The organism is Sphingobacterium sp. DR205, from assembly GCF_011064245.1.
Taxonomy (GTDB): Bacteria; Bacteroidota; Bacteroidia; order Sphingobacteriales; family Sphingobacteriaceae; genus Sphingobacterium; species Sphingobacterium athyrii.
Genome location: NZ_CP049333.1, coordinates 4,422,055 through 4,447,304 on the forward strand (window position 1 = coordinate 4,422,055; position 25,250 = coordinate 4,447,304).

Sequence of the window (25,250 nt, forward strand, 5' to 3'; positions counted from 1 at the left end):
GGAAATATTCATCATGAGCTGACAGTGTAATTTCTATTGACTTAAAAATGCTTCCGTCCGAATATTTCGTTTATGCATTTTCCCCCAATCCGAAAGTGCTATAATAACGTTTCTAAGGGTTCTGCTGTAATCTGTGGAAATATACTCTACGACCACTGGCGTTTGCTCGGCGTGCACGACCCTTTTGACAAAACCGTTTAATTCAAGATCTTTCAATTCATTTGAAAGCACTCGCGCTGAGATGCCCCTAATATTTCTTTGAAGCTCATTAAATCTGATATTCCCGCTTTCCTGCAAAACAATAATAATCTTTAATTTCCATTTTCCGCCAATAACATAAATTGCATCTTCAACAGAAGAAAGATTTTCAGAACATTTTGCAGCCGTGATAGACTCCGCTAAATCAATTGTATTTTCCATGGGATTCAACATTATACTAACCTAAAGGTTACTACTAACCTTTTGATTACTACTAACTTTTAATAAGCAAATATACATAATTTTGCTAAAGAAATTTTAACAAAGAAAAATGAAAAATATACTTCACATTATTTCAAGTCCACGAGCAGAGGTATCTGCAAGTAGAAAATTAGGAAATGCTGTTATTCAAAAAATTCAGGAAAAGTATTCCGATACCATTGTAAAGGAACGCGATCTGACAAAAAGTAAAGTTCCACTTTTGGAGGAGGTACATATAAATACGTTTTTTACACCCGCTGAAAATCATTCTGAAGAACAGCAATCAATTAGCAAATATTCGGAAGGTCTAATTACGGAATTAAAGGAAGCCGACATTATCGTCATTGATTCTCCAATGTACAACTTCTCAGTTCCAGCGACTCTGAGAGCTTATTTCGATTTTACTTCAAGAGCAGGATATACCTTCAAGTATGATGAAAATGGACCAAAGGGCCTGTTGAACGACAAGAAGCTCTACGTCGCTTTTACCTCTGGAAATATCTATTCGGAAGGCCCATACCAAATATATGACTCCAATATTCCTTACATCAGAAATATCTTTGGATTTTACGGTGTTTCTGACATCAGTGTTTTCCGCGCAGAGGGTCTTTCAATTCCCGGGATAATGGAGACATCACTGGAAAGAGCAATTGAGAATATTGCCATTGATTAATATAAAGATCTGATCGGAAATTAATCCTTGTCATTTAAATTTTGGCAAGGATTTTTATCTGGCAGAGAAATCAGCATTTAACAGGAAAATCGCAAATGTATTCAATACAGTTTCCTCTTTCCATAGAAATGCCGAGATAGGAAGCGGTCTTAACATAACTTTTGTTTAGGGAAGATAGCGGATCAGAAAATGAGAAAAATAAAAAGTCCACTGAAATCGGAAAGTTTCCGGTAAACGTATTGTGGAATGCCGCTTTCAGAAAAAAGTCATTGATAATTAACAGGAAAAGAACAAAAATAAAAAGCGGCGAAACAAGATACTTTAAGCGTTCATACATATTTCAGCGTCTACGTTTTCTATTGATACCTATTTGTACAACTTGGCGACCTGCCAACTATACCTGACTCATTAAATAGCTAAAAAACGGAGGCCAGAATAAGCTAAATTTCACTGCTTCAGTAATACTCTTCCTCGATAACAATTGGCGCATACATTAAATTGATAACATAAAAATACATTCAATTTTTGCCCGTCATTAAAATTTAGCGAATTTATCCTATCTTTAATACTCGAAATATTTAAATTTTATGAAGGCACATACATACGAAACGCAGTCAACAATTACTCCTGAAAAAGCATTAGACTTCTTAAAAGAAGGAAATCAGCGCTTTGTCAATAATCTAAAAGCAAACCGGGATCTTCTCGAACAGGTAAATGCTACCCGTGAAGGGCAATGGCCGTTCGCTGTAGTATTAAGCTGTATAGATAGCCGTACTTCTGCTGAGCTTATATTTGACCAAGGTCTGGGTGATATTTTCAGCATCAGAATTGCAGGAAATTTTGTCAATCAGGACATTCTAGGCTCAATGGAGTTTGGTTGCAATGTAGCCGGTTCCAAACTCGTTGTTGTATTGGGCCATACCAAATGTGGCGCCCTGAAAGGTGGATTGGATGCTGCACAAATCGAAGGATTGGGCATGGACAACCTGAACCATTTAGTTAATCATTTTGATGCTATTATCAATGAAGTGATAGATAAAGACGAAGAACGTTCATCAAAAAATAGCGTATTGCTGGAGAAATTAAACCAGCAGAATATTAAACACGCCATTAAAGATATTCGCAGACAAAGTTCAACTCTTCGGAAGCTTGAAGAAGAAGGTAAGATCAAGATTGTCGGTGCCAATTACGATGTTGAAACTGGAAGCGTAAGTTGGCTGTAGTTTTACCGAAATTGATATATTGATTAAAGCCTGTCGCCGCTACCTGAATAAGAAGTGACTTCCTTTTCCTCACTGTCTCTCCTTTAAATGCGGTCCCAGTAACAACGTCTTTCTCGCACTATTCGACCTGCATCCGAGCAAACAGGATTAGGTGCTAGCTCGTTATCTCCACGATAAGGGAAGGCAACAGGAAAAAGTGGGCGAAAGATGATTTCACATCAATGAGTATCAACTTTCTTTTGAAATGAATAAATATTTGGTACATCAAAAAAGCTGCAAAGAGTCTCTTTACAGCTTTTTTGATGCAATTATATCCTTAGCACTTCGTCTTCCGCCTATAGATTGTTTCGAAGGTAACCCTGAAAGTTATCCTGAAACTGAAGGCCATTGCCCAGCCTATATTTGCTTAATTTGTTATTTAGCGCCAACCCCCAAAGGATGAACTCGCTCAAAAAATAACGATCTTCGGATTTCGTTTGCGGTTGGTATTGCTCAATCAATGTTTGGATAGCTGTCACTTGGTCCAATTGGCATTTGTAATCTGCATCTGTAAGTTCATCGGACAGCTCAATGCCTTCCGATTCTGAAAACCAACGAATAATATCGTCGTAAGGATAGCGCTCGTTGTCCCTTTCCAGTTTTTCAATTTTAGGAAATAAAATCGGGAATAGGCTTTTTACTGCATTTTCGATCAACTGCAACGCGACGGTAGCAGCTCCCTCCTGTTCACCTTCGTAAACGAGCTCAACTTTTCCGGTGATAGCCGGGACAATACCCACAAAATCGCTCAGGCGTACTGACGTCTTTTTTGATCCGTTTTTGAGCATGCGCAGTTCAGCTGTGCTTAATAGGTTCTGAAATGCTGTAATGCTCATCCGTGCGCTGACGCCACTCTTTTCATCAACATATTCGCTATTTCGGGCTTCAAAACTGATCTGCTCAATTAATTCACGGGCCAGTTCAGGAACGTATATTTGCTCTTTCTGTGCCGCCTCCAGGTTGGATTCCTGGGCAGTAATTGCCTTCGCGATCTCAACTGATTCGGGATAATGTGTCAATATCTGCGATCCTATCCGGTCTTTCAGTGGCGTCACAATACTCCCCCTATTGGTATAATCTTCCGGATTTGCAGTGAACACAAACTGTATATCTAAGGGTAGGCGCAATTTGAATCCACGGATCTGGATATCCCCTTCCTGCAAGATATTGAAAAGTGCCACCTGAATCCGGGCCTGAAGATCAGGCAGTTCATTAATGACAAATATCGAGCGATTTGCCCGCGGAATCATACCAAAATGAATCACGCGATCATCGGCATAGCTCAATCTCAAATTGGCTGCTTTGATCGGATCGACATCACCGATCAGATCGGCTACGGTCACATCTGGTGTAGCAAGTTTCTCGGCAAAACGTTCACTTCGATGAAGCCAAATTATCGCAGTGTCGTCACCTTTTTCCTTCAGGAGCTCCAGGGCATAGCGGGATATGGGGTTATAGGGGTCGTCATTAATCTCAGAACCCGCTACTACAGGCACATATTCATCCAGCAGATTAACCATGAGCCTAGCCAGACGTGTCTTTGCCTGGCCACGAAGACCAAGGAAATTAATATTGTGTTTGGAAAGAATAGCTCTCTCAAGTTCGGGAATAACGGTATCCTCATAACCATGTACTCCGGTAAACACGGTTTCGCCCTTCCTAATTTTTGTAATCAGATTCTGACGCAATTCTTCTTTTATCGTCTTAGGCTTGTAACCTGAGTTTTTCAGTGCACCAAATGTTGTAATCTTTGTGTAATCCATGTCTTCTGATGATGAGGCGCAAACCTTGCGCAAGATTTATATTTTATTGCCGCTAAATGAATTGTTTATCGTATTCTTTTTTTGCGATTTTCTTCGTAGTCTTCAAAAATCATTCCGCCCAGATCTCCAAGCCCTGTGTAATAAGCCTTGCCCTGATTTGAAGCCGTAAATTCGTCGATAAATTGCTGCAAATAGGGATCTGAGGTGATCATAAAGGTCGTAATAGGTATCCCCAATTTTCGGGCCTGCGCGGCCATGCTATAGCACTTTCCGGTGATAAATGGATCTAAGCCCATTGGATTCTTATAGTAGGTCCCATCCGGCATGTTTAAACAGCTCGGCTTGCCGTCTGTAATCATAAATATCTGCTTGTTTGCATGCCGCTTGCGCCGGAGTATATCCATTGCTAACTGTAAGCCAGCGACAGTATTGGTATGAAACGGACCCACTTGCAGATAGGGCAAGTCTTTGATCGCTATCGGCCAGGCATCATTACCGAAGACAATAATATCAAGCGTGTCTTTGGGATACCGTGTAAGGATAAGCTCCGATAGGGCCATGGCTACTTTCTTTGCAGGGGTAATCCGATCTTCGCCATATAGGATCATGCTATGGCTGATATCGATCATCAGCACCGTACTCATCTGCGATTTAAACTGTGTATCCTCTACAACCAGATCATTTTCTGACAAACCAAACTCGCCTATACCATGATTGATCTGTGCATTTTTCAGGCTTTCAGTCAAAGCAATCTTCTCGAGGCCATCTCCATACTGATAATTTCTAAAATCGCCCATGTTTTCGTCACTCTGGCCTTGTTGGCTGGTTTTATGATTACCGGACTTTCCTTTTCGCATCTTCCCAAAAATCTGGTCCAATGCATTTTGTCGCAAGGCCTTTTCCATCTTTGAGGTAATGTCTACGCCACCGTTGCCATCAAATTCCATTTTTTCCCTGATATATCCCTTATTCTTCAGATCGGCGATGAAATCATCTATGGTATATTCTGGAGTGGTCAGTTTGAACTCCCGATCCAGTTCACGCAGCCAATCAATGGCTTCATCAAAATCACCCGAGGTATGGGTAATCAATTCTTTGAAAATATCAAATAATTTTTCAAAAGGTGTCTGGAACGGCTCGTCATATTGCTTGAAGAAAAATCCCCTATTTCGTTTCGTGCTGCTCATACGTTCATTTATTAGGATGAAGAAGCTATTCGCCCGTTAAAACCAGAATAGCTTCATAAGATAAATTTACGACATAATAATCCATATAAAGAGCCATTCCCCATTAACATTGGACAATGGTTATCGTCTGCGGTCTGACAACAAGTGGTCGTTTATTTACTCGCTTCGTTTAAAAGGCCAATATCTTCAGCATCCAATGGCAGTTTCGGAGCAGCAAATAAGGTCTCCAGTTGCGACGCGCTGGTTGCGCTCACAATCGGAGCAGTGACCAATGGCTTTGCCAGAAGCCATGCTAGCGCTACTGTAGCTTGTTTAGTATCATACTTTTCAGCCACCACATCCAAAGCTTTCAATACACGTTTACCTTTGTCATCAAAATACTTCTTTATGCCGCCACCTCTGGCGGTATTGTCAAAATCTGCCTCGGTACGATATTTTCCTGTCAAGAAACCCGCCGCAAGAGACCAGTATGGGAATACACTCAAACCATAGGTTTCGGCTATCGGAGCGTAGTCATTTTCAAAACGGCTACGCTCAACCAAATTATAATGAGGTTGCAATGCGACATATCGGGGTAGACCATTTTTTTCCGCACTATCAAAACTTTCAATAAGCCGTTCAGGAGAGATATTTGAGGCAGCGATAAACCGAACTTTACCGGCCTTTATTAGTTCATCGTAGGCTGATAAGGTCTCCTCAACAGGTGTAACGTTGTCATCAAAATGGGTATAGTATAAATCTATGTGATCTACCCCCAAACGCTGCAAGGACTCGTCAGCTGATTTCAAAATATGTTTCCTGGAAATATCAAAACCATGTTCCTTCGTCTCAGACCCAACCTTAGTCGCCAGTACAATGTCGTTGCGATTACCGCGATTTTTTAACCATTTACCAATAATTTCTTCAGATTGGCCGCCTTTCCCGTTTACCCACCAGGAATAGGTATCCGCAGTATCTATAAAATTAAATCCGGCTCCTACAAATTTATCCAGAATCTCAAATGATTTCTGTTCATCAAGTGTCCATCCGAAGACATTACCACCAAAGTTGATCGGAGCAATCTCTAAATCTGTGTGTTGTATTTTTATCTTTTTCATCTACATTAATCTTTTGTTGTTCGCTTGTAAAAAGGTTCTTCTCAGTGATCAATAACCAGTACCTAATCTAAAGTTACAGCAATTAAAATAAAAATAGGACATGAAGCTGGAACGATCACCATATATTGCACAAGATAGACATAAAGGTATCAAATCCATGCCTATTAGTTGTTGTTGTGATAATGCTCCAAAATAATAAAAGCCTTAGCTACAGTAGCGGACTATTTTTTTTATGAATCCGTCAATCTGTTGCAGATGGTGTTCTCTCACATCGTCTATTGCCAAAGTTCCTCCAAGGATGAACATTTCCTTGTGCTTAAAGCGTTGCCCCAATCGGTCGTCAAGCATAATATGCTGCATGCTTTGTGCAATCCCGATTTCCTCTAAAAAGTTGTTAGGATGGCCTGCTGTACAGATAACTAATCCATAGTTGATTGTTTTCATTTTTGGCAAATCTGGCTTTTGACCATAAGCATAACCAACAGCATATACCCGGTCAAACCAACCTTTCATCATGGCCGGGCAATCGCTCCACCAAACGGGGTAAAGGAAGATAATACAATCTGCGTTTCCTATCTTTCGATGTTCTTCAAGCACATCTTTTGGGATAGGCAATAATGTTTGAGAAAGCCCTTCCCGCAAGTATTCTTCTGCGGTCATATTGCTCTGAAAATTATTAGCATACAGATCGGAAACCTCAATATTCCAATTTTGTGCCGACAGAAGGGTCTTTAAATGGTTGAAGATCTCAAAAGTATAAGATCTCTCACTCGGATGACAGTAAACAATTAAAATATTCATAATATTCTGAGGATTACTTTTGTTATTCAAAATTTCATTATAAGTTCGAATCACTTTTATTTGATCAAAACAATATCGGCAACTGAACGCTTGCTATCATGATCAAATAATTTATTGTCTGAAGGATAATTAACAATTCCATTTGCCATAGCCTTTTTAATATAATAATGTTCGGCCCGAAAACTAAATTAACCATTTTTCAGGTAAAACAGAGTCGTTTCTTTACATACATACGGTCCGAACCAATCTGGTGCATGCCTATAAACTGAACTAGTTAAGGAAATTATCCAAGAAATCCTTAAAGCATCTGTTTATCTGTTTCATAAACCGACCATACACTGCATCCGGGACGATATAGGAGTGATTGCGAAGAGAACAATCACCCAGTATTTCGGATCCGTTACAGGTAAAATAATAGCCTCCGAAATTAAAGCACTACCAACCATTTGTTCCTAGCCGTAATGCTCGCTGCTTCAGTCGGCACCCCGAAGGTATTCGCAGCAAAATCAACATTCGCTTTTGTAATGATTTACTAATGACCCAAAGTTAACATCGGCTTCCTAAGTTATTCCGTTACGAATGAATCAGCCCACCAAGCTTAACCCTATAAAAAAAATGTTGTACAGCAGACAGCCAAGTTTTTAAGGATAAATTGTTATTTTAGCGATAGCATATAATAACCGGATGGGACAAAAACGGATGAGATACCGACACAAGTAAACATCTATAGCGAGCAAAACAGAGCTAGTCTAAAAAACTTATTATGATTTATGACTCAAATAAATTTATCAATTGAAATATTAAACTATGGCCTTCAACTATCTATGGAGTTTGGACAAAATTGGTTAAAACCAATTAACGAAAGGTTGGCTACTAAATTTCCAGATCTGCTCCCGCAGCAACTGGAGGAATGCAATGCTCTCTGCAAAAAAGTACATCAAATTGCACACCGTTTTATAGTCGAGAATCCCATTCGCTCCGATACAGGAATTGAATTTGTAGATTTCTACCAATTTAAACAGTTTATATACAAAAAATATAGCTGGCTTTCTTCAGCAAATTTACAACGCCTTTACAGTCAAAGCTGTTATTACGCCTATAAATAAAAGCTTGGTCAATAAAAATTAGTTCCGGGCACAATTTGGCATACGCCGTGGTCTTCGGCCCAAACGACGCAGCCTTACTTCTTTTCTGTGAATATAGTTGCTTTACGTATGGTAAAAGGACTCGCATTTCGAAACTGGGACAATTTAAATGGGCAATGAAAGATATTAATATTTATACCAGCACAAATGGCACAAGCTGGACCTTGATTAAATCCGCCCAATTGAGCAAAGTCTCCGGTTCCTGGATCAATGTTAACCTGGATGCAACGATCAGTACCCGTTATCTTAAAGTAGAATCGGTGAATTCCTGGGGTGATTTCTTTTATTCACATCTTGCTGACTTTGGGGTCTTTTCTAATTAGTTTGCAGTAAAGTAAAGCACAAAGAGTAGCCATTATGAACTAGCTGCTCTTTGTGCTTGATATAACAGTATATTTCCCAATCTATCAGTTTAAAACATAACGGCTAGAATGCCATTGGAAATTGACAAAAACAGCGATAATGGAGTATAAATATAGGTGTCCCGTGAGGCAAATACAGTATTCCTATACTTCTTGAATACGCCGACATATTTCAGATCCCCGATAAATCGAACAAAGAAAATACCACTGATCATATACATGCCATAACCCGCGTAGTTGTTATCAAAAGGTCCTTTCAGAACGCCAATTGCACAGAGGTTTGTCAATGCAAAAAATAATAATCCAATCGCAACCAGTAAAGTACCGGGCCGGCCTGGATTAAATACCCTTCTTCCATTGAGGTCTGTGGGTATAGTAGCACTTATCCCCCACTTTCCCCCAAATACCCAAAAGAGATGAAGCAACGCTAACAAAATAAAAATAGTGGCAATCACAATTGATAATAAATGTTCCATTGAGTAAATATAAAATATTCTTTACGATCTTCGTACGATTCAATTTTTATTATTTTGACATTATGCGGTATCTTGTAGATTTCATCTTTCGTATAGTTATAGCCCGCTAAATTTGCATTTTCTTTACCTGGCTTTCTCTGAAGTTCAACAAAATAACGCAGTGTAATGGCATTGCCCAAACTGTTTTCCTTTTTCAAATCGGATTTTTCTAATCCAGTTGATGTGATGTCCACTCGAATAAATATTTCCCTGTATCCGAAATTTTAGATTTTCAGCAGCTTTGGAAAGCATAAAAATTTGGTACGGGAGCCGCTTTGCAACATTTATTTGTTACAGTTGGAAAGTTAACACGACAAAAACAACATCTAGCCGCACAGAAAAACAATTAGAAACCGAACTTTAACAACAGGTATTTCAGTCACTTATTGACAAAAATGCCTCTAAGACTACTTTATATAAAATACACGCATTGTTTCCAATATTTTTGTATAATAGCTATATTTTAAAAAAATAGCTAGGTAATGTTATCCATCGAATATTATTTCAAAACATATTTTCTACAGCTCTGTACATTTGCCTTTCCATGGGTCAACTCGGAGGAAATAGCTAAGGATATTGTACAGGATGCTTTTATTGTCTTGATGGATAAACCAGAGCTGTTGGAGAAGGGAGAACGTGTTATCAAAAGCTTTCTCTACACCTCAGTAAAAAATATGGCAATGAATGCCAAACGGCGAGATAGGGTATTTGATAAGATACGGGATGCTATTACCATACCGGAGTCTGACGATCGGAATATCTTAGACGATCTTATCAATGCCGAACTGATTGGTGCATTACACCGTGAACTCGACCAATTGCCTGAGGGCTGTCAGCGGATCTGCCGTTTAATTTATTTGGATGGTATGAAATATGATGAGGTCGCACAGGAATTAGATGTTTCCGTCAACACCGTAAAAACGCAGCGTATGCGTGCAATAAACCTTTTGAAAACCAAATTCCTGAATATAGTATTGAACTTCCTTTTATTTTAAGGATCATTTGCCCTTCTATTTTTAAAAAAAATATTTTTTTTCATTTGGAGTCACCCATTTTGATTCCTCAAGTTATTTAGTTATTGAATTATGATAGAAACAGATAAAATAGTCTTGGCTGAATTAGCTTCATTACTCCTGAAAGACGGACAACTACCTACTGCACAAGAGAATGAACTAAGACGTTTGCTGGAAAAATATCCCGATGCAAAGGATAATTTACGCCACCGGCTTGCCAATACAGATATCCATGTTCCATTTGATTTACGTACCACTGACCTGGATCAGGAGTGGAAAATTTTAAAAACCAAATACAATGAACGAAAAATTGCACCAAATTATCATCGGTTAAATGGGAACTGGAAACCCGCTATTAGAATTGCTGCCGCATTATTATTGCTCTTTACTTTTGTCTGGATCTGGAAATCTTATTTAAAACCTGTCAATTATCTTATTCCGGACAAGGTCTATGGACAAAAAAATGATGTTCTTCCCGGAGAAAACGGTGCTATCCTGAAGATTAAAGGACAAGACGAAATTAACTTAATGAATAAACAAGTTGACGGAAGTCTTCCTCAGGGGATTGAATTAAAAGATGGTAAATTGCTGTACTCACAGCTCAAAACCGAAGAGTCTAATCCGATCCACACCTTAATTGTGCCCAAAAGATCTACCATAGCACTAACACTAAGTGATGGTACACGGGTATGGGTGAATTCGGAATCGGAATTGACCTATAAGGCCAATTTCGAGAAAAACGAACGGAAAGTAAGATTAAAGGGTGAAGCCTATTTTGAAGTTGCCAAAGACACAAAGCGCCCATTCGTGGTGGAGGCCAATGACCTTAATGTCCAAGCTATAGGAACAGCCTTTGACATCAATTCCTATAAACCTAATGCTAAAGTTTTACTTACAGAGGGACGCCTAAAAGTCAATGGACAGGAAAATGAGATTTTTATAGATGCAGGAAATGGGGTAAAAATGATTAACAGTCAATTGGTAGCCTTTCCGATACCAGATATGGAAGAAGCAACGGCCTGGAAAGATGGTTACTTCTATTTCGAAAATAAGAGTATGCAACAGATTCTCGATGAGCTAAGCCGATGGTATGGTATCAAAATTGACTCCAACGTCTCATTGGATAAAAGACGTTACAAAGGTGGCATAAAAAGAGATGTGACCCTTGCAGAGGTCTGTAATCTACTAAAAGACCTGACTGGTTATCAGCTGACAATCGACAAAGAAAAACTAATCGTTAATAAGCTGGTCGACAAAAAATAAATAAACTATCTAACCAAGAAAAGGAGGGCTTAAAATATGTAAGAAGAAAAATACCTAAATATTGTATAAAAAAGAATGCAGAAGTACTCCAATACTCCTGCATCTGATTGAATTAACAACTGATCGTAAACTATTAATTCTCTACCAAATTATGAATAATTTATTTTATTCAAAAGGAATTCTTTGTCCTATAGACAAGGGAAAATTTTTGAACAATCTAATCAAAATGAAACTGACAGGAATATTATTGGCAACATCCATGATGGGTGCCTATGCTTCAAGCTCTGCTCAGATTACACTGCACGCCAAAAACGCCAAGATCGAAACCGTCCTCAAAAACATCACCAAACAGACAGGAGTACGTTTTATCTTTATGGAGGGCTTACTGAACAATGAAAAAGCAAATCTTGAAATAACAGATGCACCCCTGAATAAAACACTTGATCAGCTATTTAAAAATAGTGCCTTCTATTACATGGTACATCGTGGCACCGTAGTCATAAAAAGAAAACAGGACGATGCCTCTGATGATCGGTCAGGCAGCGAAAAGCTGTATCAGCAACGATCCATCAGAGGGAAAATACATGACACAAAAGGGAATCTATTAAGTGCGGTCAGTATTTTGCTCAAAGGGACAAACATAGGAACCTCGACAAATACCAGGGGTGAATTTCAGCTTTCTCTACCAGACGGGAACAAGGGCACATTGATTTTCAGCGCGGTAGGCTTTAAACAGCTTGAAATTCCTATCAACAACAAAACTGAGCTCAATATCGTCATGGACAACGACGAAGTCGGGCTTGAGGAGGTTGTGGTGGTCGGATTTTCAGAGGTCGATAAAAAGCACCTGGCTTCCTCCGTATCCCAAATGGATATGGAAAAAGTAAAAAACCGGCCCATTTATAAAATGCAGGATGCTTTTTCAGGAACAATTCCCGGTGTTACAATGATGCGGGGAAATAGTCTTCCCGGCAGTGTCCCCGGGACGATTTCCATTCGTGGTATCAGCACCCTACAAAATGCCGATCCTCTGGTCATCGTGGATGGAATGGAACAAAGTATTCACGATATCGATCCTAACCAGGTGAAAAGTATTACCGTACTTAAAGATGCGGCTTCAGCGTCTATGTATGGCTCACGTGGTGCCAATGGCGTTATTATCATCGAAACAGAACGTGGGCAAACGGGTCAATTCAAGGTTTTTACAAATAATTGGTATGCCATAAACAAACCGATAGATCTTCCTGAATTTGTAGGGGCAGTTGATTTTATGAAATTGCGAAATGAAACACTGGTCCAACAAGGACAACCTGCGATCTATTCGGATGAAACAATTGAACAATATGCCAGCGGAAAAATAAAAGGAGTCAATTGGTTGGACGAAGTAATGGAACGAACCTCCACAGCAATTAACAACAACGCCAGTATTTCCGGTGGCGGCGGTGTGGGGACCTTCAACCTTATGTTGGGCCATATTAAGGAAAATGGACTTAATAACATCGAAGGAACACAGAAATTTTCGGCACGATTCAATACCAATATCAATATTGCTGATAAATTCGTCCTCATGGCTGACTTCTATGCGCATCGCTTGCAAGTAGACCGTCTCATGGCAAACGACGATGGTCACGGGCTTTACCAACAAGCCTGGCGCCTGAATCCAACACAACAGATTTATTATAATGCTGACAGACCCGAACCCTTCATCCTCCATAACAACATTAACCCTATAGCTTCGATTAAACATGGGGGAACCAAAAACTATATGCATGATCGCAGTACCATTAATCTTCGCCCCAAATACAATATCAACAGCAATCTAAATATTGAAGGAAACGTGTCATACATGATCAACAAATCTGCTGACAAACAAAAGCGGTTAACCTACAAATTCTTTGATGAAAAAGGGGCTCCGATCAGCATATGGGGCAACGATGTGGATGCTTCACAAGGTGTAAGTGAGAGCCAGCTGACCGCGAGGGCGTTGGTAAATTATAACAAAGAACTACGTCAGGATAAAGACAAAATCTATCTCACTGCCGGTTCTGAGATCATGAGCTATACCTTCACTGATTTTAGAGAAATTAGCAAGGCTTCTTTTTTCGGTAAACTGAACTATTCATTTGATAACCGTTATATATTTGAATTAACAGGTCGATCGGATGGAAGCAGTAAATTTGCACCGGGTCGTCGCTGGGGATTCTTTCCATCGGGAGCTTTTGCCTGGAATTTACATAATGAACGCTTTTTCAAACCTATTCTCGAATCCGAGGCGATCAGCAATATTAAGATTCGTGCGTCATACGGGTTGATTGGTAATGAAAATGTAGCGCCTTATTTATGGCAGGAATCTGTCAATACCTGGGGATGGACGATGCGCGTCCCTAATTCTAATTTTTCCTGGGAGAAACAAAAACAATGGAATCTTGGCCTCGATATGAATGCGCTCAAAAATAGACTTTCTCTTACAGCGGAGGTATACCATAAGAATTCGTATGATTTAATCTATGATCAATTTGCTGTCCCACCATTAACGGGTTCATACACCTTAGTATCCGCAGTAAATATTGGCGCGGTAGAGAACGATGGTTGGGAAGTCTCGGTAAACTGGTCTGACAAGAAAGATGATTTCTCCTATAAAGTCGGTGCAATGCTTTTTAACAATCGTAACCGCATACTCAAGGCTGGCTATAATGAAAATGACCGATTGATTTTCAAAGGCAACAATGACCAGATATGGTATAAAGGGATCCCGATCAACAACTATTACGGTTTTCAATCAAATGGTTATTTTCAGAGTCAACAAGAAATTGATGAAACCGCAGCGAAAATGCCCAATTCCAGACCTGGCGATATCCGCTATGTCGATCAAAATCAAGATGGTTTAATTAACGACAATGACCGCGTTTACCTCGCGGATCCACTTCCGTATTACAATTACGCCATCAATATGGACCTACATTATAAACGCTGGGATTTTTCAGCACTGGGTCAAGGTGTGGGCAAAAGAACTGGCCGATTAGCCGGTCAGGAAGCTTATCCAGTTTATGTCGATGGAAACAGTAATGACCTGGGGGCACCACGTGTTGAATATGTTGCCGACCATTGGAGCCCAGAAAATCCAAATAGCCGCTTCCCGCGTCTCTGGACAGGCTCCACGCCCAATACCCTTTTAAGTAATGTATGGCTCAGCAATGCAGCCTTTTTTCGTGTTAAATCACTTCAACTCGGCTATACTTTTCCATCCATTGGCAAAAGTGTTAAAAACTTACGGATTTATGTAAACGCGCAGGATGTATTCACCATAACAAAGTGGGAAGGTTTGGACCCTGAGCGGATCGAAAGCGGTAATGGAAATTATCCGCGGATGGCAACATATAGTTTTGGATTAAGCGCGAGCATTTTTTAATATCATCACAATGAAAAAGAAAATTATTACCCTTATAATAGCGTTGGCAACCCTCAGTAGCTGCGAAAAATTTCTTGATAAACGAGATCCAACAGCAACTTCTTTTGATGAGTTTTTTAACACAGAAGAAGATTTGCGTCGCGTGGTCTACAGTAGTTATTTAGATGCTTTTATGGGGCCAGGTGAACGTCGCCTCCTCTTTTACATGACCGAAGGTCGTTCGGACAATGCTTATGCCCGCATTGAGACAGATCATCACATGATCATCGCCAATGGCAATATGACTAGTAACTCCGCTTTGGCCGTTTATTACTGGAATTTACACAATCAGCATATAGGCCGTATTAACACCTATCTGGCAAATGTTGGGGTGCCATATGTCGAAAATGAATCTACGCGACAACGGTATAAAGCAATTCTCGAAGGTTTGCGCATCTGGCATTACTTCAGGATTACAGAATTCTGGGGTAACGTCCCTTTTGTGCTAACTCCTGTCAAACTGGAGGAAGCAACACCACCGGTGACACCTAAAGCCGAAATCCTTGACAAGCTCTTTGAAATGAGTGAAGATGTTGCCAATAGACTTCCAGAAAATGAAGGTACCACAAACGCATATATGTTCAACAAGTATTCCTTTAAAACATTGGTCATGCGCTACGCACTCTATAATGGAAGGTACGAACTGGCGGCAAGACTTGCTAAGGAGATTATGGATAGCGGGAAGTATCAACTTCATCCCCAATACGCCAATCTATTTAATTATCAAGCAGATAAAACCAACAAAGAATTTATTATCAAGTTTGATATGGAGAGCCATAACAATTCAGCAACGGCGTCATTTCAGCATCTCGCTCCACAATACCGAACCGGAAATGGCCAATCCTATGTTGTTCCCTTAAAAGCGCTCGTGGATAGTTATTGGACGTTACAGGGCCGATCAATTGATAAATGTCCGCTACATACTAAACAAGAATATGAGCTTAATCCAAAATTAAACCGTGACCCACGGTATGAAGCTAGTGTATTCGGTCATGGCGATCTCTTCAACAATGAAAAAATAGATATCTATGATGCTAAAAGTGCTTTTTATTACCAAAACCTACGTAGCAGTAGATCAGGATACTGGTTCAAGAAATTTGTCGACCAAGCCGATGCGTTTCGTACTGGCGGAAATATGCATTTTCCCTTGGCTCGCTATGCTGAAGTCCTGTTAACCTATGCCGAAGCAAAGATCATGTTGAATGATATAGATGAACTGGCTAAAAGTTGTATCAACCAGATTCGTAAAAGAGCCGGACTCGATATGACCATTGCTGATGTCAATTTAACGGCAAAATCACAACAGGAATGGATAGCGCTAATCCGCAACGAAAGGAGAACGGAATTTGCTGGCGAAGGATTACGTTATAGCGATATCTTGCGATGGAAAACAGCAGAAACAGTCCTTAATCAACCCGCTCTCGGTCATATGCGTCTGAATGGAGGCGGACAATCCGAAATACTCAAAATTGAGGACCGAAAGTTCTTAAACCATCAGTACTTATGGCCGTTTCACGAAAGTAGTTTTCAGGTGGAGCCCAACTTGGTGCAAAATCCGGGCTATTAATCAAATACAACCGTATTCTTTTGTCCAATATTGCAAGAGCGGTATTTCATAGGGAATGCCGCTCTCGCATTTTACTTTTTTTTGTTAAACACAACTTTTAACAGGAATAGCCTACCTAAGTGAAAAGATAGATATTTCCTATAAATGGCAGGAAGTGGAACACCATTATATGCGCAAATAGCATAGAATTCTTTATTTTTTGCCAATAAATAAACCATCAAGAAAAAGGTATCTGTCTCTGAATTTCTCTGGAGATGCCTGCGCTTCGATATTGAGGTCAAGTATATTCATCACCTTGTCTGTTGCTGTAGTTTTTGGCCACACAGCAAGATTTTTCCCATTCGGATTACCAGTCTTAATAAAATTGATGAAGTAGCGCTGTCCCAGTAGTGAAGCTTTGTAGTCATCCTTCGTCCAGGCAAAAACATCGTTGCTCTTCAGATTTCCTAATAGATATTCAATATCACTGGCATGGAACGCTCCCGGGAGGACCGGTGGCAGATTCTCTTTGTCTGCAGTGGTAGATTTTTTTCTTATCCCACCAGCAAGCCCTGTCTCCACATTGTTATAAGCTGCTTTCATCGGTGGCCGTGCTTTGCTAAAGGTGTAGACATAAACAGGTTGGCCGCTGTTTATTCGTTGCAAATCGAGCCATTTCCAAGTACTGTAAACAATAAAATTATCACTGGCTAGCGCGGTCGCCGATGTGATGACTTCACTTTCTGTTTTCCCCGGATACAATTTGAGCACTTCATCAGCCCTAGCACCGAATTGCTCGCGTACTAATCTCTCATAGTTGTCCGGTGATGGATAAGACTTGCCGGTGAAGGCAGTATAAGGAGCCTCTGTAGACGTCCAGCCTGCAAGTAGAGAAACTTTGGACTGCTCCCCTGCTTCAAATATTTCCAACGGTGATTTGGGGAGAAAATAACCATCTATGATCAGACGTGTCATAAAGGCGCCCGGCTCACTGGCCCGGTCAAGTAGTTCTGCGGCGGGAATTTTACGCAATTGGTCAAGGTTGCCTGCATTGACTTTGGTAGCAAATGCTACACCTTGTTGTTCTTGCTCCCCAAGGGAAATAGTGCCATATCTTAAATTAAAAACACTTCCGCTCTGACCGATAGCACGCTTAAATAACCCTTTGGAAAGCGGACTACTCATCTGGGCGGAAACAGACATGCTTCCGGCAGATTCGCCGCCTATGGTAACCTCATCAGGATCACCTCCAAAGGCAGCTATATTCTTTTTGACCCATGCTAATGCCGCATATTGATCCAGGAGACCATAGTTCCCTGATGCATTTTTTGGTGATTCTTGGGTTAGTTCCGGATGCGCGAAGAAACCAAATATGCCCAGACGATAATTGACGGTAACGACAATAATGCCTTCCTTGGCAAAACTCTCCCCATCGTAACGATTTTCTGATCCATCACCGGCATTGAAACCGCCACCATAAAAATAAACTAAAACAGGAAGTTTATCGGAGCACCCAGCCTTTGGTCGCCATACATTCAGGTAGAGGCAATCTTCACTTATACCCGGAGAGCGAAATCTCATGTCCCCATAGATCGGTTTCTGCATTGGTGAATTTCCAAAGCGATCTACCTTGCGGATCCCTGTCCAATGATCGGCAGGTTGTGGTTCTTTCCATCGTAAATTGCCAACCGGTGGTTTTGCAAAAGGAATCCCACGGAATGCCTGCACGCCGCTGGATAACGTAATTCCTTCCATTATACCCTCTTCAACCTTTACTTGGGGCTGTTGGGCAAAAACAAATGATATAACCAGGAACGCGGCGACGGTAAAAAAAGTCTTTATCATAATAATGTTGTCAATATTTTACACGGGACTGTTCCAATTAAATATAGGAACATTTTTTGCATTTGTCCCAACTAGCTAAATGTTGCAATTGCACGATTACGAATCTCTGAAACATTCAATCCCGCACCTTCAAGTTTTTGTGAAGCCTGTTTTTCTATTAAATCTTTTAACATGACAAAGGTCTGATCAAATTGGACATGCCTACCAATCACAAAAGACAAATCGTATTCGATCTCCTCCCAGGTAGAAATATCAGCATGATTATGCTGCAATTGAACTTCTAATTTATCAATAGCATTAGCCACCTTTGCTTCGAAGGTTTTCTTCTCCTCAAACTCATAAAAAAGATCATATATCTCCTGACCATTACTTGCTGTAAGCAGCTCTCTAATTCTAAGAATTGCCTTCTCTTCATTTTGTTGTTTGATTTTTTTGATCTCTGGGTTGCGGATCTGATCCAATACCGATACGTCACCAGCTTCGGCTTCAACAAGATCATGGATAATAATCATTTTCAATAGGCGGGCGAGATCAACTTTTTGCTCTAAAAGCGGTTCAATCAAAACGGCCATCAACGACATCCGCCAAGTATGTTCTGCAACGCTCTCCTGACGACCATTAGACAGCCAGCTATGCCGCAATTCGAATTTTAGTTTTTCAGCCAGCTTCAGGACATCTAATATCGCCGATAACTGCTCCAGTTTTATTTTATTAATCATCTTATATATATGAAACTTTACTTCTAATCTGATATATTTATATTCTAATTATCAACAGCTAATTTAATATTTCTTACTTAGGATAAAGTAGATCTTCAACGAAAAAAGCTGCTGTCATCAAATACTGATACAAACTTTCTTGTTTTAATCGCGTCTAAAATCGACTAATAAAATTCTTGGAATAGTTATTCAGAACAGACACCTGAGACTATTTATAAGAGCTATTATTCACATTCAAATGCACTCTCGATAAGAGAATATTACAATTGCCACCGAATTGCCGATTACTCTTCCTACCTTTGTTTTCAAATTAAACACATATGCCAAAAGAAACAAAAGCGGGACTTTATCAAGGAGTCATAGAAAAAGATGCAAATGGAAATTACTTTTGTGGCCCTTATCTATTAGATTACCAAACCGTAGAAGCTTATTTTAAATTGGGTGATCGCGTCAGCTTAAAAAGTATTATCAAAAATACCAGCCGCATGAGTATGGAAACTTATCCTCAAAAATCAATTAAGTTTTCATTTGCAACCGAAAATCATTACAATGATTAGCACAATGTAAGCTAGATCTTAGAATACAGAATTCATATTGAATTCAATTGTCTTCATATACAGTCACTTAAGAGCATATGAAGACAATTGAATAAAATCACCATGGTGTAAGCTCTCCGCGCACGCATAAATTGACATCGACTTTTGGAGACGACAATATCCGGATAAACAATTTCGAATGTATACTGTTAGTTAGAGAATAGATTATACTACTAATGCCTCATTTTATTATAGACTGTTCGCAAGATATTCTTCAAACAATCGCTCCTGCTGAGCTCATGGGAGCTGTATACGAGACAGCTGCTGCTGCAGGAATTTTCGCTGCTAATGACATAAAGGTTAGAATTCAGCCTTACCAATATTATCGACTCGGAAATAATAAGACTAATTTCTTACATGTTTTCGGGTATATTATGGAAGGACGAACTATGGAACAAAAAGCAAATCTTTCAAAAACAATCACTGCCAGACTAAAAAAATTGCTTCCTTCAATCTCTTTCCTTTCAATGAGTATCAGCGAATTTGAAGCTGCAACTTACTGCAACAGTTCGTTAATAAATCCTCAGAATATTAATCATGATCGCCATTTTGAATTGTAGGATTTAATCCGTTAATCTCCCGGCGAAATGATCCAGCTCATTTACGTTGGAGATATAGATCACATCGATAGCAGATCATTCTTTTTACCTTAGTATATACAAAAAAAGAAGACAAACATGGCAAATACTATGAAAGCTGCACGTTGGTATGCTGCTAAAGATATTAGGGTAGAACCAACAGAAATCCCTGAACCAAAGGCTGGTCAGGTTAAAATAGCTGTCCATTTCGCCGGAATATGCGGATCTGACTTACATGAGTATGTACATGGCCCGCAATTAATCCCGGTAGATCAACCCTACCCGCTAAACGGACACCAGGGAGTCACTACGCTTGGACATGAGTTTTCGGGTGTGGTGGAGGCCGTAGGTGAAGGTGTACAACATGTAAAAGCCGGTGACCGCGTGGTCGTTGAACCGATTTTTAAAAACTTTGATAGTCCCTTTATTGCAAATGGCGCATATAATTTGTCCGAACCCTTGGGATTTATCGGGCTTTCCAGTAATGGCGGATTTGCTCCGTATGTTGTCGTTGAAGACTACATGCTACACAAAATACCGGACAGCATGTCTTTTGAAAAAGGCGCATTGGTGGAGCCTGCCGCTGTCGCGGTATATGCAGTGCACCAAAGCGGGCTTAAAATCGGTGAATCCGTATTAGTCTCTGGTGCTGGTCCCATAGGTTTACTATGTGTTCAGGCGGCACTTGCAGCAGGTGCGACAACAGTTATTGTCACGGATATCGCAGACAAACGTCTAGAGAAGGCAAAAGCCATCGGTGCAACACATACCATCAACGCGAAAGAGGAAGGGATTCCACAAAAAATTAAGTCCATTACAGGACTTGGTGTAGACGTATTTCTGGATTGTGCTGGCGTACAGGCCTCCTATTCAACAGGGATTGATAGTTTAAAAAATGGTGGAACAGCGGTTTTAGTAGCTTTGTTTGGCAAGCCGGTTACCACGAATGCGCTGGATCAGGTACTGCGGGAAATCACAATCAAGGGTATTATTGCTTATCGTAACATCTTTCCACAAGTTATTGCGCTTATCGATAGTGGACGTATGCCAGTGGAAAAACTTGTGACAAGCAAAATAAGCTTAGAAAATATCGTTTCAGAGGGATTTGAAGCTTTGGTTAATGATCCTACTGAAGTCAAAATATTAATTGATATACAGAAAAAGTAGTATCGTCAGTTGATACTGCAATGGCCTGTTTATATCAGAAAAAATATGCTGATCCATTCATGAACAATGTCTTTCGGGATATCCCGAAAGACATTGTTCATGAATGGATTGACCTCTAACTGCGCTTATTCGTCAATGGGAAAATTGCACTTTCAACATGGGCCTTCTAATTCAGCTGACGCAATTTCATGCACCTTTTTTGGATTGCCATTAGCAAACATTGTTCTGTTCTTTTGGATCTTGTTTGAGATCATACATTTCTACTGTTGGGTTACTGCTCATTACTTTCTGTAAAATAAGTCTCTAGTCTCATTTCCGCAAGATTTGACGCAGTCTATCGACAATTTGACCTACATAGGCATCCATACGAGTTACCATGCTAGCATACATCACATGCGGTCCTATGCATTTAAGATTTTAGTCTTTATCGCAAAGCTTCTGATACCGCATAGCTGTCTTCCAATAAGGTGTATTCGATAATTTTATTATTGTGTACCTTCATGTGGATAAAGAATATGGAGCTGACGAGCTTACCTGTTTCTAGCATCTTAGAGGTAAATTTCCCTTTTAAAATAGCCTGATTTCCATTAGTCAATATCGTCTCAACTACCGCAGTCACCGGTTCTACCGCAAACCACAGTAATTTGAAAAGCTGTTCCACTTCTGGCTTTGAGCTTCGCTTCCCCAACCATTCTATCTGAGCCGTATTACCTGGAATTTCGAGTTGAAATTCTTCCGCAAAAAGGTTTACTAAATTTTCTAACTCCCGTCGTTGTAAGTAACCTAAGAAATTATTTATCAATAGATCCATATTTTCCATCTTAAATTCTGTTTAGATTTTTATGCTGTAGATAAACCATCATTCCGACCCATCCCGCGACCGCTAGGATCATAACAGATCCAATCGTGCTAATGGAAGAAAACAGGGCGATAACGGCGATGACGCTAGCTATAACCCAAGTAATATCTAGTGTGATGATAAACTTGGTCCAGCTGATCGGGATACTTTCCTTCATAGCAGTGGCTAAAACAAATATCGAAAACACAATGAGGAAAACGCCTACCGGGATAAATGTTGTATTATTTCCAGTTTCAAATAGCTTTGTAAATACAGAAGGCATGGTTGCCAATAAAACGCCTGTCATTCCTGAGCTGATCGCATTGGTCAGCAATACATTTTTTAGTGTCATAATTTCTTTTTTTTATTACTCAAAAGTACAACTGCTTACAAGGCTTTGGGCTACCAATAGACGACAAGATATTGACATTATACGACAATTTGATACAGGCTGCAAAACATATCAGTACATTTACAATATGAATTATAAACAGACTATGTTGCAAGCCTTAATTGCTTTTTGTGAGGATCGAGGTTTGGATAGCACTAAAATTGTCTCATTATCGGGTTTTTCAATTGCTCAGTTAATGAACAGTCGCCAATTTGAGATCACTGATCAGCAGATTGAAAACGTATGGAGGAATATTGTACAGCTTTCAAAGGATCAACTGATAGGCCTGCATTTTGGAGCAACCATGCAACTAGCAGCCTTAAATATCGTAGGACAGATCATCCAAACAAGCTGTACCGTGAGGGACGCACTGCTTCAAGTGCGATCGCTCATGCATTTCGTCACAGATCTTTATACAATGGAAATAGACTTAAAGCATAAAACATGCGTCATCGAATACCATAAAAATGGAGGTTTTGATCACTTACCTACTACCCAAAGACAATTCGGAGATTTCTTAATAGCATTCACAATCTATGAATTAAAAGGGTTACTCCTTAAAAATTTGAGCCCTACCATGGTAGGGCTACCTAACTTCCAGCGGGAAAGCAGTTCGGCTTATGAAACGATCTTAAGATGCTCGGCAAGAAAATCAACACATTATACCGTAGAATTTCCAAAGGAATACCTGGATTTTCCGATAATTACCGCCAACTACGAGATACAGACTTTGCTCATTAACAGGATAAATCAATTACAAAACCCGAACGAACTGATGGGATCTCTTTCAAAAAGAATATTTAACTATCTTATCGCCAATTCTTACCTCTATTCCCTCTCCATAGAAGCTGTAGCTGGAAATTTCAATGTAAGTGTAAGGACTTTACAGCGTAAACTCAAAGATGAAGGAGCTTCTTATATACAAATTGTTGAGGAGGTTCGCAAATCTCTAGCCATACATTATATGCAGAACACGACCTCATCTGTAAAAGAAATATCAATCATTTTGGGCTATGCCGAACCGAGTGCCTTCGTTCGTGCCTTTAAAAAATGGACAGGAGAAACACCCACTGGCTACAGACTATCCAGTCATTAAGTTATTCTTGTTTAGAATAATACTATACATTTATGCTGTTACAATACTACTTCCTGTAGCGCTTCTACATTCTTCTCTGTCAATTGATAGTCTACGATAACATTCTTATTTTGCGAAGTAATATAAATTGAGCTCTTAATTTACATTGTAAGACTTTCACTAACACTTCCTTTTGGTGTTTGGGCAAACAATGCTTGCAAAAAATAAACAAGTCCAATGATAATGATTGTACCTAAAATAAATAACACGTTAAAATAAATAGATTTCTATTCGGTGATCAGCGATTATATATCAAGCTGTACGCCAAAATTGGCCATAGTTCCACGGCCCTTTATATAGTAGCGTCCCTCATTGGTAGCACCGCGCACCTCAGCATGAGTTGGATAATAATTGGCATTGAAAAGATTGTTGATCGAGAATAGAAAGGTAAGTTTTGAGTAGAAAGCTATATTGTCCATATTCATATCTGGGGTAACCAGATCATCCTTCATCGTTTTCTGTACCGTATGATCTTTCAGCAGGTCTACTCCATAGATCAGAGATAGCGGAGTAGATGTCCCCAGCTGAAAAGGAGTGTTAAAATTAAGCCTCGCCCCTTGATGGTCAGAGTAGGTTTGATTATATGTCTCAAAAACCGTATTCATATCTTCGTAATAGAGGCTTAAACTTGCAGCAGTCTTTCCATATTGGCCGTCATATTTTAGGTGAAATGCCTTATTATAGGGAGTATCACCGTTGATTACCGTATCTGATGACCAAAATCACCAGTAGTACCCACATATTTGCTATCCTGTGTTTCGACCAAACGATAAAGCCTCAAAATAGAGGATACGCTTACTAAAACAAGAATTAAAGTCATCGTTCGTAGACAAATCTTCGAATATAATTTTCAACATCAATGATATCAAAAGGCTTAGCTAAAAACCCATCAGCTCCACATTCCAAGGATATACTTCTTCCATCGGGACTTCCAGAAATCATGACAACAGGCAGCCTATGATGTTTATCCGAAGCCCGTAATTCGCGAAGTATTTGATCGCCATCTTGGTTAGGCATATGGATATCCATAAAAAGTATGTCAGCTTTTATAGCATCCAATACAGCAGCTAAGGCCGAGGCGTTAGCAACCGTTGTTACGACAGTCTGATCGTCTTCTAAGATCATAGAAAATGCATTTAAGATCTCTATATCATTGTCACAAACCACAATTTGTCTTTTCATTGTTATATTTTTAAAATCATACAATGAGCATAGATTAATTCATAAGCGACATAGGTCTTTTGTTAGCTATTCGTCAGAATACAAAAAATTCCGATTGTTAATGATAGATCTTCGCTTTGCTGGTCTATGACACATTTCCTAATGCCCACAACAGTACAATTACTCTGTTGCAGCTATGCAAATTGGTTACTTTGATGGCCCAATACCATTCTTTTAATATTTAAAATGTCGGACTTTTTTCTCAAGAGAACAGTTCTCAATGTAT

25 protein-coding genes are annotated in these 25,250 nt (G+C 39.7%); 12 read left to right on the forward strand and 13 right to left on the reverse strand.

From position 1 onward, the window contains the following. Nucleotides 1-33: 33 nt before the first annotated feature. The gene (locus G6053_RS19265) at nucleotides 34-420 is read right to left on the reverse strand and encodes a helix-turn-helix domain-containing protein (protein WP_108633726.1); all 387 of its coding nucleotides are present in this window, start codon (nucleotides 418-420) and stop codon (nucleotides 34-36) included. A gap of 109 nt (nucleotides 421-529) precedes the next feature. Here G6053_RS19265 and G6053_RS19270 point away from each other — a divergent pair, with 109 nt between their 5' ends. Together G6053_RS19270 and G6053_RS19275 are read left to right on the forward strand one after the other, a co-directional pair. Then, nucleotides 530-1,132, forward strand: a complete 603-nt coding sequence (locus G6053_RS19270; RefSeq protein WP_165307963.1) for an NAD(P)H-dependent oxidoreductase — start codon at nucleotides 530-532, stop codon at nucleotides 1,130-1,132. Between the two features lie 587 nt (nucleotides 1,133-1,719). Beyond that, a complete protein-coding gene (locus tag G6053_RS19275; RefSeq protein ID WP_108633324.1) occupies nucleotides 1,720-2,355 on the forward strand; it encodes a carbonic anhydrase in 636 nt (211 codons plus the stop codon). A 335-nt stretch (nucleotides 2,356-2,690) separates the two neighbouring features. Here the strand turns inward: G6053_RS19275 and G6053_RS19280 are convergent, their stop codons facing one another. The 4 genes from G6053_RS19280 to G6053_RS19295 form a co-directional block, all read right to left on the reverse strand. Continuing rightward, nucleotides 2,691-4,157, reverse strand: coding sequence for a sigma 54-interacting transcriptional regulator (locus G6053_RS19280; protein ID WP_165307965.1), 1,467 nt, complete (start codon nucleotides 4,155-4,157; stop codon nucleotides 2,691-2,693). Nucleotides 4,158-4,222: 65 nt separating this feature from the next. Continuing rightward, entirely contained in the window at nucleotides 4,223-5,344 is a 1,122-nt protein-coding gene (locus G6053_RS19285; RefSeq protein ID WP_108633322.1) for a VWA domain-containing protein, read from the reverse strand. Nucleotides 5,345-5,496: 152 nt separating this feature from the next. Next, nucleotides 5,497-6,441, reverse strand: a complete 945-nt coding sequence (locus tag G6053_RS19290) for an aldo/keto reductase (RefSeq protein WP_165307967.1) — start codon at nucleotides 6,439-6,441, stop codon at nucleotides 5,497-5,499. Between the two features lie 204 nt (nucleotides 6,442-6,645). Further along, complete coding sequence (locus G6053_RS19295; protein ID WP_165307968.1) at nucleotides 6,646-7,242, reverse strand: NAD(P)H-dependent oxidoreductase; 597 nt, start codon at nucleotides 7,240-7,242, stop codon at nucleotides 6,646-6,648. A gap of 770 nt (nucleotides 7,243-8,012) precedes the next feature. On the opposite strand from G6053_RS19295, the gene G6053_RS19300 reads away from it, so the two are divergent. Further along, entirely contained in the window at nucleotides 8,013-8,348 is a 336-nt protein-coding gene (locus tag G6053_RS19300) for a hypothetical protein (RefSeq protein WP_146191000.1), read from the forward strand. A gap of 155 nt (nucleotides 8,349-8,503) precedes the next feature. Further along, the gene (locus G6053_RS19305) at nucleotides 8,504-8,710 is read left to right on the forward strand and encodes a hypothetical protein (RefSeq protein ID WP_165307970.1); all 207 of its coding nucleotides are present in this window, start codon (nucleotides 8,504-8,506) and stop codon (nucleotides 8,708-8,710) included. A gap of 89 nt (nucleotides 8,711-8,799) precedes the next feature. Here the strand turns inward: G6053_RS19305 and G6053_RS19310 are convergent, their stop codons facing one another. Together G6053_RS19310 and G6053_RS19315 are read right to left on the reverse strand one after the other, a co-directional pair. Beyond that, complete coding sequence (locus G6053_RS19310) at nucleotides 8,800-9,225, reverse strand: DUF3995 domain-containing protein (protein ID WP_165307972.1); 426 nt, start codon at nucleotides 9,223-9,225, stop codon at nucleotides 8,800-8,802. Further along, on the reverse strand, nucleotides 9,201-9,422 hold the full coding sequence (locus tag G6053_RS19315) for a hypothetical protein (RefSeq protein ID WP_165307974.1): 222 nt from the start codon (nucleotides 9,420-9,422) through the stop codon (nucleotides 9,201-9,203). Before G6053_RS19315 ends, G6053_RS19310 begins: the two co-directional genes overlap by 25 nt. Before the next feature lie 324 nt (nucleotides 9,423-9,746). On the opposite strand from G6053_RS19315, the gene G6053_RS19320 reads away from it, so the two are divergent. The 4 genes from G6053_RS19320 to G6053_RS19335 all read left to right on the forward strand — a co-directional run bounded on the left by G6053_RS19320 (nucleotide 9,747) and on the right by G6053_RS19335 (nucleotide 16,555). Beyond that, nucleotides 9,747-10,259 (forward strand): sigma-70 family RNA polymerase sigma factor, encoded by a 513-nt coding sequence (locus G6053_RS19320; RefSeq protein WP_165307976.1) that lies wholly within the window; start codon nucleotides 9,747-9,749, stop codon nucleotides 10,257-10,259. 90 nt (nucleotides 10,260-10,349) lie between these two features. Then, a complete protein-coding gene (locus tag G6053_RS19325; RefSeq protein WP_165307978.1) occupies nucleotides 10,350-11,540 on the forward strand; it encodes a FecR family protein in 1,191 nt (396 codons plus the stop codon). 151 nt (nucleotides 11,541-11,691) lie between these two features. Next, on the forward strand, nucleotides 11,692-14,949 hold the full coding sequence (locus G6053_RS19330; RefSeq protein WP_206531777.1) for a SusC/RagA family TonB-linked outer membrane protein: 3,258 nt from the start codon (nucleotides 11,692-11,694) through the stop codon (nucleotides 14,947-14,949). A gap of 10 nt (nucleotides 14,950-14,959) precedes the next feature. After that, nucleotides 14,960-16,555, forward strand: coding sequence for a RagB/SusD family nutrient uptake outer membrane protein (locus G6053_RS19335; RefSeq protein WP_165307980.1), 1,596 nt, complete (start codon nucleotides 14,960-14,962; stop codon nucleotides 16,553-16,555). A 192-nt stretch (nucleotides 16,556-16,747) separates the two neighbouring features. Here the strand turns inward: G6053_RS19335 and G6053_RS19340 are convergent, their stop codons facing one another. Both G6053_RS19340 and G6053_RS19345 read right to left on the reverse strand, forming a co-directional pair. Further along, complete coding sequence (locus G6053_RS19340; RefSeq protein WP_165307982.1) at nucleotides 16,748-18,379, reverse strand: carboxylesterase family protein; 1,632 nt, start codon at nucleotides 18,377-18,379, stop codon at nucleotides 16,748-16,750. Nucleotides 18,380-18,450: 71 nt separating this feature from the next. Continuing rightward, the gene (locus G6053_RS19345; protein ID WP_165307984.1) at nucleotides 18,451-19,098 is read right to left on the reverse strand and encodes an HD domain-containing protein; all 648 of its coding nucleotides are present in this window, start codon (nucleotides 19,096-19,098) and stop codon (nucleotides 18,451-18,453) included. A gap of 320 nt (nucleotides 19,099-19,418) precedes the next feature. Here G6053_RS19345 and G6053_RS19350 point away from each other — a divergent pair, with 320 nt between their 5' ends. The 3 genes from G6053_RS19350 to G6053_RS19360 all read left to right on the forward strand — a co-directional run bounded on the left by G6053_RS19350 (nucleotide 19,419) and on the right by G6053_RS19360 (nucleotide 21,439). Beyond that, complete coding sequence (locus G6053_RS19350) at nucleotides 19,419-19,655, forward strand: hypothetical protein (protein ID WP_165307986.1); 237 nt, start codon at nucleotides 19,419-19,421, stop codon at nucleotides 19,653-19,655. A gap of 215 nt (nucleotides 19,656-19,870) precedes the next feature. Beyond that, a complete protein-coding gene (locus tag G6053_RS19355) occupies nucleotides 19,871-20,254 on the forward strand; it encodes a 5-carboxymethyl-2-hydroxymuconate isomerase (RefSeq protein ID WP_165307988.1) in 384 nt (127 codons plus the stop codon). A 117-nt stretch (nucleotides 20,255-20,371) separates the two neighbouring features. Continuing rightward, nucleotides 20,372-21,439: a 2,3-butanediol dehydrogenase gene (locus tag G6053_RS19360; protein ID WP_108633309.1), complete on the forward strand. Its 1,068-nt coding sequence runs from the start codon at nucleotides 20,372-20,374 to the stop codon at nucleotides 21,437-21,439. Nucleotides 21,440-21,863: 424 nt separating this feature from the next. Here the strand turns inward: G6053_RS19360 and G6053_RS19365 are convergent, their stop codons facing one another. Both G6053_RS19365 and G6053_RS19370 read right to left on the reverse strand, forming a co-directional pair. Beyond that, nucleotides 21,864-22,259 (reverse strand): nuclear transport factor 2 family protein, encoded by a 396-nt coding sequence (locus G6053_RS19365; RefSeq protein ID WP_165307990.1) that lies wholly within the window; start codon nucleotides 22,257-22,259, stop codon nucleotides 21,864-21,866. A gap of 1 nt (nucleotide 22,260) precedes the next feature. Beyond that, nucleotides 22,261-22,629 carry a hypothetical protein gene (locus G6053_RS19370; RefSeq protein ID WP_165307991.1) on the reverse strand — a complete coding sequence of 123 codons (369 nt, stop codon included), beginning with the start codon at nucleotides 22,627-22,629 and terminating at the stop codon, nucleotides 22,261-22,263. A gap of 127 nt (nucleotides 22,630-22,756) precedes the next feature. On the opposite strand from G6053_RS19370, the gene G6053_RS19375 reads away from it, so the two are divergent. Beyond that, nucleotides 22,757-23,764 (forward strand): AraC family transcriptional regulator, encoded by a 1,008-nt coding sequence (locus G6053_RS19375; RefSeq protein ID WP_165307993.1) that lies wholly within the window; start codon nucleotides 22,757-22,759, stop codon nucleotides 23,762-23,764. Between the two features lie 284 nt (nucleotides 23,765-24,048). On the opposite strand, the gene G6053_RS19380 is transcribed toward G6053_RS19375, so the two are convergent. Continuing rightward, on the reverse strand, nucleotides 24,049-24,408 hold the full coding sequence (locus tag G6053_RS19380) for a hypothetical protein (protein ID WP_165307995.1): 360 nt from the start codon (nucleotides 24,406-24,408) through the stop codon (nucleotides 24,049-24,051). A 211-nt stretch (nucleotides 24,409-24,619) separates the two neighbouring features. Beyond that, entirely contained in the window at nucleotides 24,620-24,985 is a 366-nt protein-coding gene (locus G6053_RS19385; protein WP_165307997.1) for a response regulator, read from the reverse strand. Between the last annotated feature and the right edge of the window lie 265 nt (nucleotides 24,986-25,250).